At 35.8% G+C, this 16,358-nt stretch carries 14 protein-coding genes and 1 pseudogene; 8 read left to right on the top strand and 7 right to left on the bottom strand.

The annotated features are described in order from the left end of the window. Nucleotides 1–119: 119 nt before the first annotated feature. Nucleotides 120–521: a J517_1871 family lipoprotein gene (locus ACLBWE_RS01305; RefSeq protein ID WP_447600656.1), complete on the bottom strand. Its 402-nt coding sequence runs from the start codon at nt 519–521 to the stop codon at nt 120–122. A 97-nt stretch (nt 522–618) separates the two neighbouring features. Further along, entirely contained in the window at nt 619–1,446 is an 828-nt protein-coding gene (locus tag ACLBWE_RS01300) for an RsiV family protein (RefSeq protein ID WP_426453748.1), read from the bottom strand. 187 nt (nt 1,447–1,633) lie between these two features. Here ACLBWE_RS01300 and ACLBWE_RS01295 point away from each other — a divergent pair, with 187 nt between their 5' ends. The 6 genes from ACLBWE_RS01295 to ACLBWE_RS01270 all read left to right on the top strand — a co-directional run bounded on the left by ACLBWE_RS01295 (nt 1,634) and on the right by ACLBWE_RS01270 (nt 7,378). Beyond that, nucleotides 1,634–2,023: a hypothetical protein gene (locus tag ACLBWE_RS01295; protein ID WP_447600653.1), complete on the top strand. Its 390-nt coding sequence runs from the start codon at nt 1,634–1,636 to the stop codon at nt 2,021–2,023. 116 nt (nt 2,024–2,139) lie between these two features. Next, complete coding sequence (locus tag ACLBWE_RS01290; protein ID WP_151744254.1) at nt 2,140–3,021, top strand: LysR family transcriptional regulator; 882 nt, start codon at nt 2,140–2,142, stop codon at nt 3,019–3,021. Between the two features lie 245 nt (nt 3,022–3,266). Next, nucleotides 3,267–3,971 (top strand): CoA transferase subunit A, encoded by a 705-nt coding sequence (locus tag ACLBWE_RS01285; RefSeq protein WP_447600651.1) that lies wholly within the window; start codon nt 3,267–3,269, stop codon nt 3,969–3,971. A 1-nt stretch (nt 3,972) separates the two neighbouring features. Beyond that, nucleotides 3,973–4,614 (top strand): 3-oxoacid CoA-transferase subunit B, encoded by a 642-nt coding sequence (locus ACLBWE_RS01280; protein WP_035357598.1) that lies wholly within the window; start codon nt 3,973–3,975, stop codon nt 4,612–4,614. A 116-nt stretch (nt 4,615–4,730) separates the two neighbouring features. Continuing rightward, nucleotides 4,731–6,140, top strand: coding sequence for a short-chain fatty acid transporter (locus tag ACLBWE_RS01275; RefSeq protein ID WP_198308057.1), 1,410 nt, complete (start codon nt 4,731–4,733; stop codon nt 6,138–6,140). Nucleotides 6,141–6,205: 65 nt separating this feature from the next. Next, nucleotides 6,206–7,378, top strand: coding sequence for a thiolase family protein (locus tag ACLBWE_RS01270; protein ID WP_375038466.1), 1,173 nt, complete (start codon nt 6,206–6,208; stop codon nt 7,376–7,378). Between the two features lie 49 nt (nt 7,379–7,427). Here the strand turns inward: ACLBWE_RS01270 and ACLBWE_RS01265 are convergent, their stop codons facing one another. From ACLBWE_RS01265 to ACLBWE_RS01250, 4 genes are all read right to left on the bottom strand, one after another. Next, nucleotides 7,428–8,321: a LysR family transcriptional regulator gene (locus tag ACLBWE_RS01265; RefSeq protein ID WP_003651675.1), complete on the bottom strand. Its 894-nt coding sequence runs from the start codon at nt 8,319–8,321 to the stop codon at nt 7,428–7,430. Between the two features lie 231 nt (nt 8,322–8,552). Next, entirely contained in the window at nt 8,553–9,446 is an 894-nt protein-coding gene (locus ACLBWE_RS01260; RefSeq protein WP_004642755.1) for a LysR substrate-binding domain-containing protein, read from the bottom strand. Nucleotides 9,447–9,992: 546 nt separating this feature from the next. Next, nucleotides 9,993–10,214, bottom strand: a complete 222-nt coding sequence (locus ACLBWE_RS01255) for a hypothetical protein (RefSeq protein ID WP_080028261.1) — start codon at nt 10,212–10,214, stop codon at nt 9,993–9,995. 111 nt (nt 10,215–10,325) lie between these two features. Further along, nucleotides 10,326–10,508, bottom strand: a complete 183-nt coding sequence (locus tag ACLBWE_RS01250; RefSeq protein WP_004642753.1) for a hypothetical protein — start codon at nt 10,506–10,508, stop codon at nt 10,326–10,328. A gap of 330 nt (nt 10,509–10,838) precedes the next feature. On the opposite strand from ACLBWE_RS01250, the gene ACLBWE_RS01245 reads away from it, so the two are divergent. Then, nucleotides 10,839–12,257 carry an aspartate ammonia-lyase gene (locus ACLBWE_RS01245; RefSeq protein WP_080758426.1) on the top strand — a complete coding sequence of 473 codons (1,419 nt, stop codon included), beginning with the start codon at nt 10,839–10,841 and terminating at the stop codon, nt 12,255–12,257. Nucleotides 12,258–12,313: 56 nt separating this feature from the next. Here ACLBWE_RS01245 and ACLBWE_RS01240 read toward each other — a convergent pair. Next, a pseudogene (locus ACLBWE_RS01240) lies at nt 12,314–14,516 on the bottom strand (TonB-dependent siderophore receptor). Between the two features lie 528 nt (nt 14,517–15,044). On the opposite strand from ACLBWE_RS01240, the gene ACLBWE_RS01235 reads away from it, so the two are divergent. Further along, on the top strand, nt 15,045–16,331 hold the full coding sequence (locus ACLBWE_RS01235; RefSeq protein WP_447600646.1) for an MFS transporter: 1,287 nt from the start codon (nt 15,045–15,047) through the stop codon (nt 16,329–16,331). Nucleotides 16,332–16,358 lie beyond the last annotated feature (27 nt).

Below are 16,358 nucleotides of genomic sequence, written 5' to 3'. Positions count from 1 at the left end.
TCCAAAAACTACTAGTAGAAAATTTGAGTTCGTGAGTTATAAAATACCTATCAACTTCTGCACCAGCCTTCCTAACATTTCATCATGTCAACACCTCTGCTAACCTATAAGGTTGTTATCTATAATTTTTTGGCACACTTCAATGACGTTGCCTTTAAGTCATTATCGGCTTTGTAGACCATATTTGAATTGGAGGCACTTAACGTTATTCTAGATTCGAGTATATCTTTGTTTAGAAGCTTCACTTCTAGAGCCATACCATTTTGAATGTAAATCATATTATTTGCATATTTAACTTTGTTGAATACAACATGCCCATTAGTATCGTCACAAAGTATTCCATTGCCATCTGAATCAAGTTTTATTGTTGATATGCTTGGGCCGATCGAAATCGTCCATATACCTGACACTGAAGGTATTGAAGGTTGTACTTCACTAAATTTATTATTAATCATTTGAGTAGCGGGAGTTATACACCCACCTAATAAAACCACCACTCCTAATAAAATTATCTTTTTCATGAAATTATCCATTTTAATAATGAGTAAAATTTAACAGTTCAGAAAATGAAAAACCACCCGAAGGTGGTCTAAGTAATTTATTTAGTATTTATTGCTCTTACATTTCAGTTTTTAAAGTAGGCATTGGCGGTAAAAAATCTGGTTTTATCAGCTGATTCGTATCATAGAGCTCTAAACTCACAGGACCTGCGGCATATGGAGCCAATTCGTAAAGCTGAAAATCAAAGGTCACCCCACCCGACTGGTTGATATAAAAATTTTCACTTACTTTAAAGTCCTCTTTGCTAATAAAGGGCTGCATATCATTTTCTTGGCACCAATATTCGTACTGTTTCCATAAAGCATCTTTAAGCGCATTCATTTTTCCATTCACTACAATATCTTTTAATCCAATGCGTTTTTTGCTTTTCAAGTCAAAAACATAATCTTCAAAAGTTGCTATACCATGTGCTCCGCCAGAATATTCTGAGCTAACTTTTGAAATTTGCACATATTGACCAAACTGTCCATTAAAGCGATAAACCACACTATCTGACCAGTTATTAAGCCCCTCAGCTTGTGTTTGATTTAACTGCTTTTGCTGTTCTGATGCAGGAGTAAGAGCATCTGCATAATTTTTACGGATTTCCTTATCGATTACTTGATCAATCCAGTCAATATTACTTTTAAGTGCAATGGCTTCTTTAGAAGTACATACAATACCCTCGACATCTGGATTAGACCCACAAATTTTGGGTTGTTCAAACTTCACGAGAAAACTGTGCGCTATTATTGCAGGAATTTGATTTTCTTTTGTTTGGGGTTGTTCGGTCGTTTTTATAGTTGAAGCATTTTCTGTTTTTTCTACAGGTTTTTCTTCAGCTTTTTTCACACAGCCACTTAATATGAGTGGCACCAGTACTAAACCAAGAATAGTTTTATTCATTAATTTTACCCTTACATAATCTCATTTATCTTTTAAATTAAGTTTTAATGAATTTAAAATTCACAAATATTTTAATTGAATTAAGACCAGCTTTATATTGAGATATAGTTTTTTTGAAAAACAGTATTTATTTAATCTTTGTTATTCAATAGAATACCCTTATAAAGTCTTGATAAGAAAACAAAATATGATGTGGATTAAATTTGTATTGTACCCTCTGGGCATGTTTCTACTGTGGCAAATTATTTTTATAATCGAACGACTATCTTTAGAATATCTAAAGGTACCACAAGTCATTGTGGGTATACTTTCGCTCATCATAAATTGCGGTATGCAAATTTTGATTGGATATAAAATTCCTCAATTAGCACCAAAATATAAATTTGTAGCGAGTGTTACATACATCATCATCTTCACCTTTCTATTAGCAATTTATTCAACAACTATTTTATTAGAAGGCTTAAAAGTTGCTCCTCAAGTAATTTGGTTAGGTCATTTATTTTTCCATGGAGTTGGAATGGCTCTATTCTTTGCAAACAACAGAGATGAATTTTGTTGGGAAAATTTACTAAAGTAGTTGAGTCGCTTGTCTGCTCATTCCTTTTTCTTAATTTTTTGTCAAAAAACATCTTATTAGACAAATTTTCGTATAAATTACAGCACTAGGCTGGAACTGTAATCTAAAGGAACGAAATGACGCTTAAACAACTAAAAGCTTTTTTGGCCCTTGCTCGTACCCTCAACTATGCCAATGCCTCTTTAGATTTACATCTTAGCCAGTCCGCTTTAAGTCTCACTATCAAAAGTCTAGAAGAAGAATTAGGTGGGAAACTATTTAACCGTAATACACGCCGTGTTGAACTTACTCAGGAAGGTAAATCACTTATTCCCTATGCAAAAAAATTAATTGCCAATTGGGATGAAATGGAAAATGATGTTAAACAAAGGTTTAAGCTTAATCGTGGAACCTTAAGTATTGCCTCTATGCCATTTGTGACTCATGCAATTTTGCCTAAAGTCATTCATGAGTTTTTGAGCCTCCACCCTAATCTTAATTTTTCAATTCATGATATTCCTAATGAAACCATCATTGAAAAAGTACAGGATGGTATTTTTGAACTTGGTATTTGCTTTGAACCAGATCTCACCGAAGGCTTAGAGTTTAAACCGCTTTTTGAAGAAGATTTTTTAGCTCTATTACCAAAGACTCATCCCCTTGCCCAAGCCTCATCAATTACTTGGCAACAGCTTTGTTCTAACCCATTTGTCACTTTGCAAAAACCTTCAATTGTTCGTTATTTGGTTGAGCAAAATTGTTTACGAAATAATATAACGCTCGATTTAAAGGTTGAATGTCACCAAATTTCATCACTTTCAAGTTTTGTTGCTTATGGAATTGGGGTAAGTGCAATTCCAAGACATTTTGCGTCTCACATTGATAAAGAACATAATGTTTTAATTGAGCTACAAGACGAAGCTATTCATAAAACAGTTGGAATTGTCTATAAAAAGAACTTTGAAATTTCAAATATTTCAGCTCAATTTATTGAGGCATTGCTTCAATATAAATTTTAAAAAATTAAATACTGTATTTTAGGATGAACTAAGCTTACGGCTAAGGTGAATTTCTTAATTATTATAAATTTCAATGCTATGAAATGATTTTTTTAAGATTTTTTGCTTTTGTGCTTCTTATCTTTTGTTGTTAATTTGATGCGATTCATTGATTATACTTATTAATCCTTTTAAAAAATTAACTTCTATAACATAAAACTAGATGCTAAAACTAAAACCACTAAGGGATATAGGAAAACAATAGAATGAATAAAGTTTATGCCAATGCAGAGGCAGCACTGAAAGATGTTATTTCAGATAATCAAACACTTGCCGTTGGCGGTTTTGGTTTATGCGGAATTCCTGAAAAACTGATTGTTGCAGTTAAACAAAGTGGTGTAACTGGTCTCACTTGTATTTCTAATAACGCAGGTATAGATGACTTTGGCTTAGGTATTTTGCTTCAAACCAAACAGATTAAAAAAATGATCTCTTCTTATGTTGGAGAAAACAAAGAATTTGAGCGTCAGTATTTAAATGGTGAACTTGATGTAGAGCTTACCCCACAAGGTACTTTAGCTGAAAAGTTACGTGCTGGTGGTGCTGGAATTCCCGCGTTTTATACTCAAACTGGCGTAGGTACACTGATTGCTGAAGGTAAAGAAGAACGTACCTTTAAAGGCAAAAACTACATTTTAGAAGAATCTTTAACAGCCGATATAGCACTTGTCAAAGCATATAAAGCCGATAAAGCGGGTAATTTGGTTTTCCGTAAAACTGCTCAGAACTTTAACCCTGAATGTGCAATGGCTGGAAAAATTACAATTGCTGAAGTTGAACAGGTTGTTGAAATTGGTGAATTGGATCCGGATGAGATCCATTTAGCGGGTATCTATGTAAATCGCATTGTACTTAATGCATCACCTGAAAAACGCATTGAGCATAAAACTTTAAGCACGGAGGCAGTATAAAATGGCTTGGTCACGCAATGAAATGGCACAACGTGCTGCAAAAGAACTTGAAGATGGTTTTTATGTCAATTTGGGTATTGGCTTACCTACCCTAGTTGCCAACTATATTCCTGAAAATATTAATGTTTGGCTTCAGTCTGAGAACGGTTTATTGGGTATTGGCGAGTTTCCAACTGAAGAAACTGTTGATGCCGATTTAATTAATGCAGGCAAACAAACGGTTACTGCTCGCCCTGGCGCTGCTTTTTTCTCAAGCTCAGCGTCATTTGCCATGATCCGTGGCGGCCATGTAAACATTGCAATTTTAGGTGCAATGGAAGTTTCCGAAAATGGTGACTTGGCTAACTGGATGATCCCAGGCAAGAAAGTAAAAGGTATGGGCGGCGCAATGGATTTAGTTGTTGGTGTCCAAAAAGTTGTAGTTCTTATGGAACATTGTGCAAAAGACGGTACACCAAAAATTGTGAAAAACTGTAGTTTACCTTTAACCGGTAAAGGCGTGGTTCACCGCGTAATCACTGACTTAGGTGTAATGGACATTACCCCACAAGGTGTTGAACTGATTGAACTTGCTAAAGATGTCACTCTAGAACAGATTCAAGCTGTTACAGGCGTCGATTTCTATAAAACCTTAGTTGCTTAAATTTTAATTTTTAGTTAGCCAGACAAGACTTAAGTTAGAAAGTGAGCTTAAGTCTTAGCTCTTTTAAGCACCGGATGTGCTGTCAACGAATAAGAACGAGAAGGATTTTTTCAGCTATGGAAAAACAGCAAGGAATTTTTGAAAGATTTGCCCTTCGGATTAGTGACTGGTCTGAAAAGTGGTTTCCAGACTCATATATTTTTGCACTACTCGGCGTCATTATTGTCTCTATTGCCGCTTTGGGTATTGGTGCTCCAATCCAAGATGTAGCGACGTCATTTGGTAATGGTTTTTGGAGTCTTATTCCATTTACTTTGCAAATGACCATGCTAATTATTGTGGGTTATGTCGTTTCCGTATCTAAGCCCGTAAAATTCCTGATTCAAAAAATGGCGCGTATTCCAAATTCTGGACGTGGTGCTATTGTTTTGGTTGCGACCGTCAGCTTGTTAATTTCGCTGGTCAATTGGGCGGTAAGTACCATCCTTACTGCACTTTTGGTGATCGCATTGGCAAAACGTAAAGAACTCAATATGGATTATCGTGCTGCCGCAGCGGCTGCGATTATTGGTATGGGTGCAACTTGGGCGTTGGGAATTAGTTCGTCAGCAGCACAGCTTCAAGCGAATAAAAGCAGTTTGCCTGAGTCGATTTATAATTTGACCGGTGTTATTCCATTTACAGAAACGATCTTTCTTTGGCAATCAATTGCGATGACCATTATTCTGGTGATTGTTTCAATCGCAATCGCGTATTGGTCAGCTCCAAAAGGTGATAACGTTAAAACGATTGATAGTTTTAATGTGCAATTTGAAGAAGAAAAGCCACATGAAGAGAAATCTACCCGTCCGGGTGATTGGTTAGAAAACTCGCCTATTTTAACGATTATTGTGGTGGCTTTAGGTCTAATCTGGATGTTTTTTGAATTTTCAAAAAGTAATCCAATCATTGCCATTTCAAGTCTAAACACCTACAACTTTGTCTTTTTAATGCTAGGTCTAGCATTACATGGAACGCCACGAAACTTTTTAAATGCTGTTGCAAAGGCAGTTCCAGCTGTATCAGGCATTTTAATCCAGTTCCCGTTGTACGGAAGTATCGCTTTTATTATGACGCAAGCTTTAAACAGTCAAGATTTATCGCTGTCGCACTATGTTGCCGAGTTTTTCGTCTCTATCGCTTCAAAAGAAACCTTTGCGATTGTGATGGGAATTTACTCTGCCATACTCGGGTTCTTTGTACCTTCTGGCGGTGGAAAATGGATCATTGAAGCCCCGTATGTGATGCAAGCGGCAAATGATTTAAAAGTTCATTTGGGTTGGTCAGTACAAATTTATAACGCAGCTGAAGCTTTACCAAACTTAATCAATCCATTCTTCATGCTTCCAATGTTGGGCATTTTAAAACTAAAAGCAAAAGATGTGATTGGTTTTACAGTCACTCAGCTCGTCGTGCATTTTCCTTTAGTTTTATTTTTATTGTGGTTCTTTGGAAGAACGCTTAGCTATACCCCACCTACTTTTTAATTTACTGGCGCCTTTAGTTTCGGCTAGAGGCAAATTTAGCAAATACATCAATAAGAGATATTAAGATGAGTTCAATTGTTATAGTTTCGGGTAGTCGTACTGCAATGGGTGGTTTTCAGGGCAGTTTATCTTCTTTAACTGCTCCAGAGCTTGGTGCAGCAGTAATCCGTGAATCGATTAAACGTGCAGGTGTTGCACCAGACCAAGTAGATGAAGTTATTTTTGGTTGCGTACTGAGCGCAGGTATAGGCCAAGGTCCCGCTCGTCAGGCTATGCGTAAAGCTGGTGTGCCCGATCATGTAGGAGCAGTCACCATTAATAAACTGTGTGGCTCTGCAATGAAAGCTGTGTTAATGGCATCAGATACCTTAAAAGCTGGTAGTGCCAACATTATTGTTGCGGGTGGCATGGAATCTATGACCAATGCGCCTTATATTTTGCCGAAAGCTCGCGGTGGTTACCGTATGGGACATGGCGAAATTAAAGACCACATGTTTTTAGATGGCCTTGAAGATGCTGAAACAGGCCGATTAATGGGCTCTTTTGCTCAAGACATGGCAAACACCAAAGGCTTTACACGTGAACAAATGGATAATTTCGCGATTGCTTCACTTAAAAAAGCGCAAACTGCAATTACAGAAGGTTACTTCAAAGAAGAAATTGTTCCTGTTGAAGTAAAAACACGTAAAGGTGTTGAAGTTGTTGATCAAGATGAACAACCATTAAAAGCGAATCTTGAAAAAATCCCAACTTTACGTCCTGCTTTTAGTAAAGACGGTACAATTACAGCGGCTAACTCAAGCTCAATTTCTGATGGCGCTGCTGCATTAGTACTCACCACTGAAGAATATGCTCAGTCTCATGGTTTAAATACTTTAGCAAAAATTGTGGCGACTTCTAGTCATTCACAGCATCCAAGCGAGTTTACAATTGCTCCAATTAGTGCGATTCAAAAAGTACTTGAGCGTGCTGGTTGGTCTGTTGACGAAGTAGATGCTTGGGAAATTAATGAAGCTTTTGCAATGGTCGCAATGGCGCCAATTCATGAGCTAGGCATTGATGAAGCAAAAGTAAACGTACATGGCGGAGCATGTGCTTTAGGACATCCAATTGGCGCAACTGGTTCAAGAATTATCCTTTCTCTTATCTATGCTTTAAAACGCCTAGGTAAAAAGAAAGGTGTTGCTGCGCTATGTATTGGTGGTGGTGAAGCTACAGCGGTCGCAATTGAAATCTAAAAATCAAACCACACAGAAGATGTAGGAGTTTTTCTTACATCTTCTTTTTTTAGACTTTAAAAAGTTCATAACAGGTTTGGCGGAACCATTTATGGCTACTTTTATGATGACAAGACATATGCCAATGTTGTTTAACATCATAAGTTGGGAAGTCGAGAGGTGCCGGTAAAATCTGTAAATTTTCTCTGACTAATAAGACTTGGCTCAAATAATACGGTACGGTTGCGATCGCATCTGTTTCTTGAACGACTAGGCCCACCCCTAGATAACTGGGTAGGCGAATCAAGATATTCCTATCTAATCCTTTGTTCTGTAATTCATTTTTAATGTGGTAGTGACCGATTCCTGCATCAATATCGATATGATATTCCCGCATATAATCATCTAAAGTAAAATTATTTGGATCTAAACGAGGATGGCTCTTAGAGCTAATCACCACATAATGTTGTTTGAAAAACTTTTGTTGATAAAAGCCTTCTTCTAATTGAGGTAAAAAACCAATTGCAAGGTCAATTTCACCATTTGCCATTTGATAACTGGTTTCTGGAGTAATCGGCCGAATATTCAAACGAATTAAAGGAGCTTTCTCTTTTAAATAGTTTGTTAATTGCGGCAATAAGACCAGATGAGATACATCCGTCATCGCAATAGTAAAAAGTTGATCCGAAGTAAGTGGGTCAAAATTCACACTAAAATTATTAATACTTTCAACTTTATCAATCACTTCACTAATGAGTGGAAAGATTTCTTTAGCTAATTCAGTTGGAATCATCTCATTCCCAACACGAATAAAAAGTGGATCATTAAAATGCTGACGGATTTTGTTCAGTCCATTACTAACACTCGGTTGGGTAAGACCAATAGCATCAGCAGCCATTGAAACGCTTTTAAACCGATAAATATGATAAAAAATATTTAGTAATCTACTATCTAGATCAAACAAAATTGTCTCCGTCTGGATCAAATAATCCATTCAAAAGGAATGAAAGCAGGTACAGCATATATAAAAATGCTCACTAGATTTCTGAATTATTGATATATGGTCTAAATTAACAAAGAATCTAGACCATGAGCAATGCTTTATAAAGCCTTTCGTCATAAAGACAAAGGTATGGGCGCTTTAATTGATTACTTTGTATATAACTTTGCTGAATACAGCCCATAATTATAAATTTTAATCAGGCTGAGTTTGGAAGCCCTTCCAGATTTGTTGGACTGCTTTGTTATCACTCAAATTATTTTTAAAAATGTAAATATCTTGAGGAAGACAATATTCATGATGATCCAACATGACCAGTTTTCCGTTAGCAAGATCTTCCTCTACATTAATTTTTGGAATCCATGCCACCCCTAGGCCTTGCAATACCAGCTCTTTCAAATTAGTTGCATTATCAGTCTCGTATAAGGTTTTATAAATTAGTTTACCTTCAATCAGTTGGTCGACCAATTTTCGCAAATAAGCGTGTTTACTGTAAGCAAGCAATGAAAAATTATTTTGAATTGTATGCTTAGGCGTATGGTCGGCTTCAGTAGCTGATACAGGAACAATCTCTGTTTCCGCAATCTTGATCCCGCTTAAAATATCATCACCCACACGATTAATATGAGATCGGTCTGCATAACAAATCATAAAATCACAGGCACCTTCTTTTAAAAGAGATAAACCCTCACCACTATTGGTCGCTACAATTTCGATTTTTAAATCACGCATAAACGTTGGGAATTTTTTCAAAAAAGTCGTTAAAAAACCAGAAGCTAATGAATGAACAACACAAAAACGAATAGTAGATTCGGTTTCATTTTTAATATTTTTAATCAGCTTAGCGGTCTCTTCCACCTGCTTTTCAATATTTTTAGACATAACCAGCATAATCCGCCCAATGTCTGTAAATTCAATATTATTTTTATTATTTCTAATAATAACTTCAGCTCCTATCATCTCTTCTAATTGCTGAATTCTACGCGTAAAAGCAGATTGACTAATAAATCGCTTTTCGGCTGCCTTTGAAATAGAACGCTCACGCTCTAATGTCAAAAGATCTTCTACCCAACGTACTTCTAAGTTCATTTTATGCATTCCCTTTTTATATTTATGTCCTTAATTTGTCTTGTTGGGAAGCTGGATAAATAGCTGAATAGATGAATGAAAAATATAAAACATGGGAGTACCTGCAAAAATGCGATGGAAGAATGGCAAGGCCAAACGATAAAAGTATGTATTTAATAATTCTGACATAGAAAAGAGTGTAAGAGAATAAAAGACTTTGATTTAACTCATCAACTCATACAAATATAAAATTATTGCAGTAAAAATTATTTTAAATCAATAATTAAATTAAACATAACCTAAGTAAATGAACACTTTAATCTTAATAAAAAATAAAAATAATCTTATGTTTTCATCATGTTTTTAATTTTGATAAAAAAAGTCCGTACCTTGGGGAAGAATACGGACTGTAAAACTAAAATGTTACTATTTTGATTATTTCAGGATTTAAGCTTTCTGACCTAATAAAATCATTCAAATCAGAAGATATATTTGCAGTATAATTCAACTAAATAAACCTGACTATTCTACTAAAGTATCTATCCGAGATTGAGCTGAAACAAATTTCTAATATTCACCAATGAGATAATATAGCTTTCTTGAAATTTCAACCATCATATTAGAAGTATATTGAGTGATTTCAAAAACTTGCTTTTTCTGTGGGTTAAACACCATATTATCTTTTTCATCGCTAAAAAAGATATAAGTGGTGTATTTGTCCATTTGATGGATATGCTCTTTTAAGCTTACTTTTTCCCCAGAATTGGGATCATAGGCGATAAACTTCATTCTCATGAATTTTGTCTCTATACATAAGGTCTTTTACCTAAAGTTTAATAAAATTTAGGTAAAACAATATTTTGATGGATAATGTAAAATAGTTAGGCTGAGTAACCGTGGCTATTTATAAGATATTGCTACGATACTATTTGCCTTGTTTACAGAGGTTTCCGCAGAGGCAATAGATTGCTCGGCTTCTTTAAGCAGACGAGAAGTTTTTGACTCTCTCTTCTCTTCACCCTGAAAAAGTACATAGTATGTAAAACTACCCAAAATAATTAATGCAGCTGTGACTTTTAACATAAACTTAAAACTAGGATTTTTTCGTATTATAGTGATTTTTATGTGAAATGCATCACATTTTTATATAAATTTGTTAGATAAACTACACTCTCTGTGCTGTAAACCTTATTAATTTACTTGATATTTCACTTAAATTAATGAATCTATAATTTCGTATTCGGTCATTTTTTAATTACATGGCCATTTTGTTCATCAAAGATTTTTTATTTTTAAATTTAGAAAAGAAGAAAACTGATATGCAAAAAATGCATAATTAACTTGATAAATGCATTAGAAGTGAAGCATTTCGAAATCTAATATGAATTATCTACTCTACTAATTCGAAGTTTAATGATGAACGCTGAAATTACCACCCGTATTGAGAAGGATCTTATTGGTTATAGAGAAATCAACAATAATGATTATTACGGAGTTCAAACATTACGTGCTCTAGAAAACTTTAACTTAACCCAAAGCAAAGTTGGAAATTTCCCTCATTTAATTAAAGCATTAGCAATGGTAAAACTTGCTTGTGCTGAAGCGAATCATAATCTTAAAAGCTTAGATCAAACTAAATTTGAAGCAATTGAATACAGTTGTAATCAACTTATTCGTGGTAATTTTCACGATCAATTCCCAATCGATATGTTGCAAGGTGGTGCTGGTACTTCAACCAATATGAATGCAAATGAAGTATTGGCGAATGTTGCTTTAGAATATATGGGACATGCAAAAGGCCAATATCAATATTTACACCCTAATAATGATATCAACATGTCACAGTCTACAAATGACGTGTACCCTACTGCAATTCGTTTAGGCTTATTATTAAATTTAGACGAATTGAATCTCCCTTTTAATAACTTAATTTTAAGTTTCCGTAACAAGTCTCAAGAGTTTGCTCACATCTTAAAAATGGGTCGTACTCAGTTGCAAGATGCTGTACCAATGACATTGGGTCAAGAGTTCGGTGCTTTCGCTGTAACTTTGCAAAAAGACCTTGAGCAAATTAATACGCTTATTCCAAATGTTTTAGCTTATATGAACCTTGGTGGCACAGCGATTGGTACGGGCATTACCACTGAATATAATTACCGTGAACTTGCGATTCAAGCACTTGCAAAAATCTCTGGTAAAAAAATTAAATCATCTCCTGACTTAATCGAAGCAACTTCAGATATGGGTGATTTCGTTCTTTTATCTGGTTTATTAAAGCGTACCGCAACTAAACTTTCAAAAATTGCTAATGACTTGCGCTTACTTTCAAGTGGTCCACGTACTGGTATCAATGAAATTAATTTAGAAGCACGTCAACCTGGTAGTTCGATCATGCCGGGTAAAGTAAATCCAGTTATTCCTGAAGCAATGAACCTTGCTTGCTTCCAGATTATTGCAAATGATTTGGCTGTAACTTTAGCTGCTGAAGCTGGTCAACTACAGTTGAATGCAATGGAACCACTTATTGCATTCAAACTATTTGAATCTATGGATTTGCTTGGTAACGCGATGGCAATGTTCCAAAGTAAATGTATTGATACGATTACGGCGAACCCTGAGCATTGCAAAGCTTTAGTTGAAAACTCAATTGGGATTGTGACTGCACTTAACCCATATTTAGGTTATGAAACTACAACTCGTATTGCTAAAACTGCAAACGAAACTGGACAAAGTGTATTGGCATTAGTTCAGAACGAAGGCTTATTATCAGCACAAGTGCTTGATGATATCTTGTCGATTAATAATATGGTTAAACCAAAAATGTCGGCTTAATTCCTGAAATAAAAAAGGAGCTTTTATAAGCTCCTTTTTTATTTGTCTTATAAATTTTAAAAATTAAAAGTTGTAGAGAATTGAGCTGTACGAGGATTACCCAAGAATAGATAGTCATCCCCCATGAATGGACCAACGTCACGCCAATATTTCTTATTAAATAAGTTGTCAATATTGAATCTAAACGTCGTGTCATGCCCAGCAAAATTTGTTTTATAGGCAGCACCAATATTAAAGACGCTATATCCACCTACTTTTGCAGTTGCCTCTTTGTTTGCATATTTACTACTACTATATTGCATGCCACTTAACAGTCTTAAACCTTCAACTGAAGGTACTTTATAAGATAACTGAGCAGTTGCCCGTAATTTTGGTACATTTTGAGTTTGGTGGCCTCTATAACTGTCAGTATCAACATCAACAAGGCGAGATTTGGTATAGGTGATTCCTGAGCTTACGTCAACTGTATCAGTTAAGGCACCAGTCAAGCCTAATTCAATACCTTGATTGTGTTGTTTACCTTGTTCAACAAAATCGAAAGATCCATCGGCATTGACTTTACTGTATTGATTATCCTGTTTTAAATCAAAGATAGCCGCCGTTAGTAAGAAATTTTGAACTTGTTGCTTAACACCAACTTCAAATTGTTCAGAGTTTCTAGGTGCTAAAATTTCAAGAGCATTATTAGCAAACCAAGGTGCTTCACCACCGTCCGATAAACCTTTGGCATATGAAGCATACAAATTAGTCGTAACACTTGGACTATACATGAGTGCTAATTGCGGTAAAAACTTATTTAGGTCTGTATCTCGGCTTTGTTGTCCATCTGAATTATAAGCCTGTTCATCAAGGTGAATAAGTTTTCCACCCAGTAAAGTTGACCATTGCTCGTTAAATTGAACTCGGTCAGATATCGTGAAAGCAGTCTGATCACTTTCTAGAGCTTTGTAACGATCGCCTGGACTTTCCGATGATGGACTGTAGTCAATCGTATCTTGATAGATATTGCCTGTTCCTACCGCTACATTCAGAGGCGTATGGTGCTTTAAGGTCTTATAAGTACGTTGTAGTTCCAAAGCAACTTGATGTTGAATGTTGGCAGTGTTGAATTGTCCATTTAGCCCAGCAGCAAATTGATTAGTAATACGTGTGTCATCTGGGCTACGGAAATCGTAAATATCATAATTACCGTGTTTATCAAAAGTATTACCTAAACCAGTAACTTCACAATTATCGTTATAACATCCCCATGGGAAAGCACTATTATCATCAATCACAACACGGCTTTGCGATGCGCTTAAGCTGCCATTCCACTGATCGTTAAAGGCATATTGATATTTCAAGCTTGCATTTACGCTGTTATTTACAACAGGTTTGCTCCAAGACTGATACCCCAACAAACGGTCTTCATCAACATTTGTTGGTACTTGTCCATCAAGCAGTTGATACCCCGGAACTGAGCGTTGGCTTTGATGCTGAGCTTCAATATCAAACAGTAGTTTAGAGCGATCATTAATTTTCCAATCTAAAGCAACTGAACCAAACTCACGTTTACCATTTGCATGATCGACATTTGGGTGAATACTTTCATGGGCTAAATTAATTCGATATCCAAATTTATCATTCAAAAAGCCGCCTACATCTGTTGCAAGTGTATAACCACCTTCTGAATTTGCATCGACGGTAACACTCTTAACATCGGCAGGTCGTTTGGTTACATAGTTGACAACACCACCTGGAGTCGACATTCCACTTTGAATTGCAGAAATCCCTTTTAAAATTTCTACTCGCTCTTTGTTTTCTAAAGCAACGTTTTGTTCACCACGAATGTTATGGCCGTTAATAAGATAACTTGAACCTAAATCGAGCGAAAAACCACGAGCTACGAAATTAGGGTAATAACCAATTGCAGCATAGCCATCTCCTAACGATGAATCATTCTTAACAACATCAGTCAGTGTTTTTGCGTGCTGATCGGCCATGCGTTCAGATGTAATTGTTGTGATAGATGCAGGAATCTTTTTTATATCGCCTGTTTGAAAACCAGATAAATCAACTTTTTTTGAGGAATATAAATCGTCAGTGTTTTGGGTAGCATTCACGGTAATTGTAGGTAGTTGAGAAACCTCCGCCTCATTTGCATAGACAACAGACGTCATCAGTGCAATAGATGATGCTAATGCTGTTTTAGAACATGTAATGAAGTGAAGATTTAATGAGTGTCTGTCCATTGAATAACTACCTGCCCATACCGTGCATAATATAAGTATGCTAAAAGTCGGAGATCTTCCATATTTTTTAGCCTCGAAAGAATACAGTGACACATATCGAGAAACAACAAATTATGTAATTTTCAGATCAAGTAAATTTTGTGTAATAAAGCGTCATCATTATATGAATTTCATTTATTTTCTTTGAAATTGGTACTATAACTTTTTAAGTATTACCAAATAGTCAAAATAAAACTAAGCTCAAAATAGGCTTAAAACCAAGGAGGAATACAATAAAGAATATGGTTGATAAATTAGATGTCTGATTTTAAATAAAGTTTATGGTGTATTGATCAACTCATTAAATTAAGTAAATGTTCGATAATCGGCAAAAATATCCTTAAATCGAACAAAAGATCATACAATCACTAGAATGGAAATTTAAAATTATAAAAAATGCATGGAGAGGAATTCTAAGGTAAGTACTCAGGATTGAGTGATATTTAAAAACTCTTGCGATTTCCTGCTCAGTACACCTAAAAATTTCTATTTTTTTCTGCTAACTGACGGAATATATATGACATACACTAAGGAAGAAAAACGTAGCAGAATACGCGGTATTGTTGGTGCGGCCTCTGGTAACCTTGTTGAATGGTTTGACTTTTATATCTATGCAGTCTTTGCTACTTATTTTACACAAGCCTTAACTGCACCCGACATGGATAGTTCGACCAAAGCTATTTATGTTTGGGGTGTATTTGCTGCAAGTTTTTTCATGCGTCCTATTGGTAGTTGGATATTCGGGCGCATTGCAGATCGACATGGTCGAAAAAAATCAATGGTCATTTCTATTTGCTTAATGGCCTTGAGTTCCTTCTTATTTGCTGCTCTGCCTACTTACGATCAAGTCGGATTATTTGCTCCTTTTCTTTTACTCGTTGTGCGCTTACTTCAAGGTTTATCAGTCGGTGGTGAATATGGTGCCGTAGCAACCTACATGAGTGAATTAGGCTTAAAAGGTCAACGTGGTTTTTACTCCTCTTTTCAATACGTCACACTCTCTGGTGGTCAATTACTGGCAAGTTTGCTCGGCGTAATTTTATTAGCATTTTTAAGTGAGCAACAATTACATGACGGCGGATGGCGTATTCCGTTTGTTATTGGTGGTTTTGCTGCAATTTTATCTTTACTTGCTCGTAGTCGTTTGGAAGAAACCCTTTCTCATCAAGACAGTGAACGTGAAGAATCTGGTAGCTTAAGAGAACTCTTTAAAAAACATTGGAAGACCTTTTTATTGGTGGTTGGTTATACCTCTGCGGGTTCATTAACTTTCTATGTTGAAACTGTTTATTCAAAAACCTATTTAACTAACTTAGGTATGGATGGAAAAACCGTTGGTTATATTATGACCTTCGCGTTATTTGCCTATATGTGTGCTCAACCTGTATTTGGTTCAATTTCCGACCGCATTGGGCGACGTTCTTCAATGCTGGCATTTAGCTTATTATCTGCAATTTTTATCTATCCAATTATGGCAATTGGAATGCCTAATTATATAGATTCACCGATTATCATTACCTTGCTACTCATTTTTATGATGATGATCTTGAGCTTCTATACATCAATTAGTGGCTTAGTCAAAGCAGAGATGTTCCCTCCTCATGTGCGTGCACTAGGTGTAGGGTTCTCTTATGCGGTAGGTAATGCCATTTTTGGTGGATCGGCCCCTTCAGTTGCACTACAGTTTAAAGCTGCTGGAATTGAAAACACCTTCTTCATCTATGTCATTGTTATGCTCATTATCTGTTTCTTGTGTAGCCTTGCGCTTCCGAAAAAACCAGATTATTTAGAACATGACCATTAATTAAAGGAGATGCCTTTTGTCCCAAGC

It is taken from the genome of Acinetobacter sp. M5A5_2a (assembly GCF_053345265.1).
The sequence above is the reverse complement of the archived record's forward strand: the minus strand, read 5'-3'. Positions and strand labels throughout refer to the sequence as shown.

Coding starts and splice junctions, on each gene's coding strand:
- ACLBWE_RS01260 (WP_004642755.1), bottom strand. CDS start 9,446: ATGAACTTAGAAGTACGTTGGGTAGAAGATCTTTTGACATTAGAGCGT.
- ACLBWE_RS01255 (WP_080028261.1), bottom strand. CDS start 10,214: ATGAAGTTTATCGCCTATGATCCCAATTCTGGGGAAAAAGTAAGCTTA.
- ACLBWE_RS01290 (WP_151744254.1), top strand. CDS start 2,140: ATGACGCTTAAACAACTAAAAGCTTTTTTGGCCCTTGCTCGTACCCTC.
- ACLBWE_RS01250 (WP_004642753.1), bottom strand. CDS start 10,508: ATGTTAAAAGTCACAGCTGCATTAATTATTTTGGGTAGTTTTACATAC.
- ACLBWE_RS01280 (WP_035357598.1), top strand. CDS start 3,973: ATGGCTTGGTCACGCAATGAAATGGCACAACGTGCTGCAAAAGAACTT.
- ACLBWE_RS01245 (WP_080758426.1), top strand. CDS start 10,839: ATGATGAACGCTGAAATTACCACCCGTATTGAGAAGGATCTTATTGGT.
- ACLBWE_RS01305 (WP_447600656.1), bottom strand. CDS start 521: ATGAAAAAGATAATTTTATTAGGAGTGGTGGTTTTATTAGGTGGGTGT.
- ACLBWE_RS01285 (WP_447600651.1), top strand. CDS start 3,267: ATGAATAAAGTTTATGCCAATGCAGAGGCAGCACTGAAAGATGTTATT.
- ACLBWE_RS01295 (WP_447600653.1), top strand. CDS start 1,634: ATGATGTGGATTAAATTTGTATTGTACCCTCTGGGCATGTTTCTACTG.
- ACLBWE_RS01300 (WP_426453748.1), bottom strand. CDS start 1,446: ATGAATAAAACTATTCTTGGTTTAGTACTGGTGCCACTCATATTAAGT.
- ACLBWE_RS01270 (WP_375038466.1), top strand. CDS start 6,206: ATGAGTTCAATTGTTATAGTTTCGGGTAGTCGTACTGCAATGGGTGGT.
- ACLBWE_RS01235 (WP_447600646.1), top strand. CDS start 15,045: ATGACATACACTAAGGAAGAAAAACGTAGCAGAATACGCGGTATTGTT.
- ACLBWE_RS01275 (WP_198308057.1), top strand. CDS start 4,731: ATGGAAAAACAGCAAGGAATTTTTGAAAGATTTGCCCTTCGGATTAGT.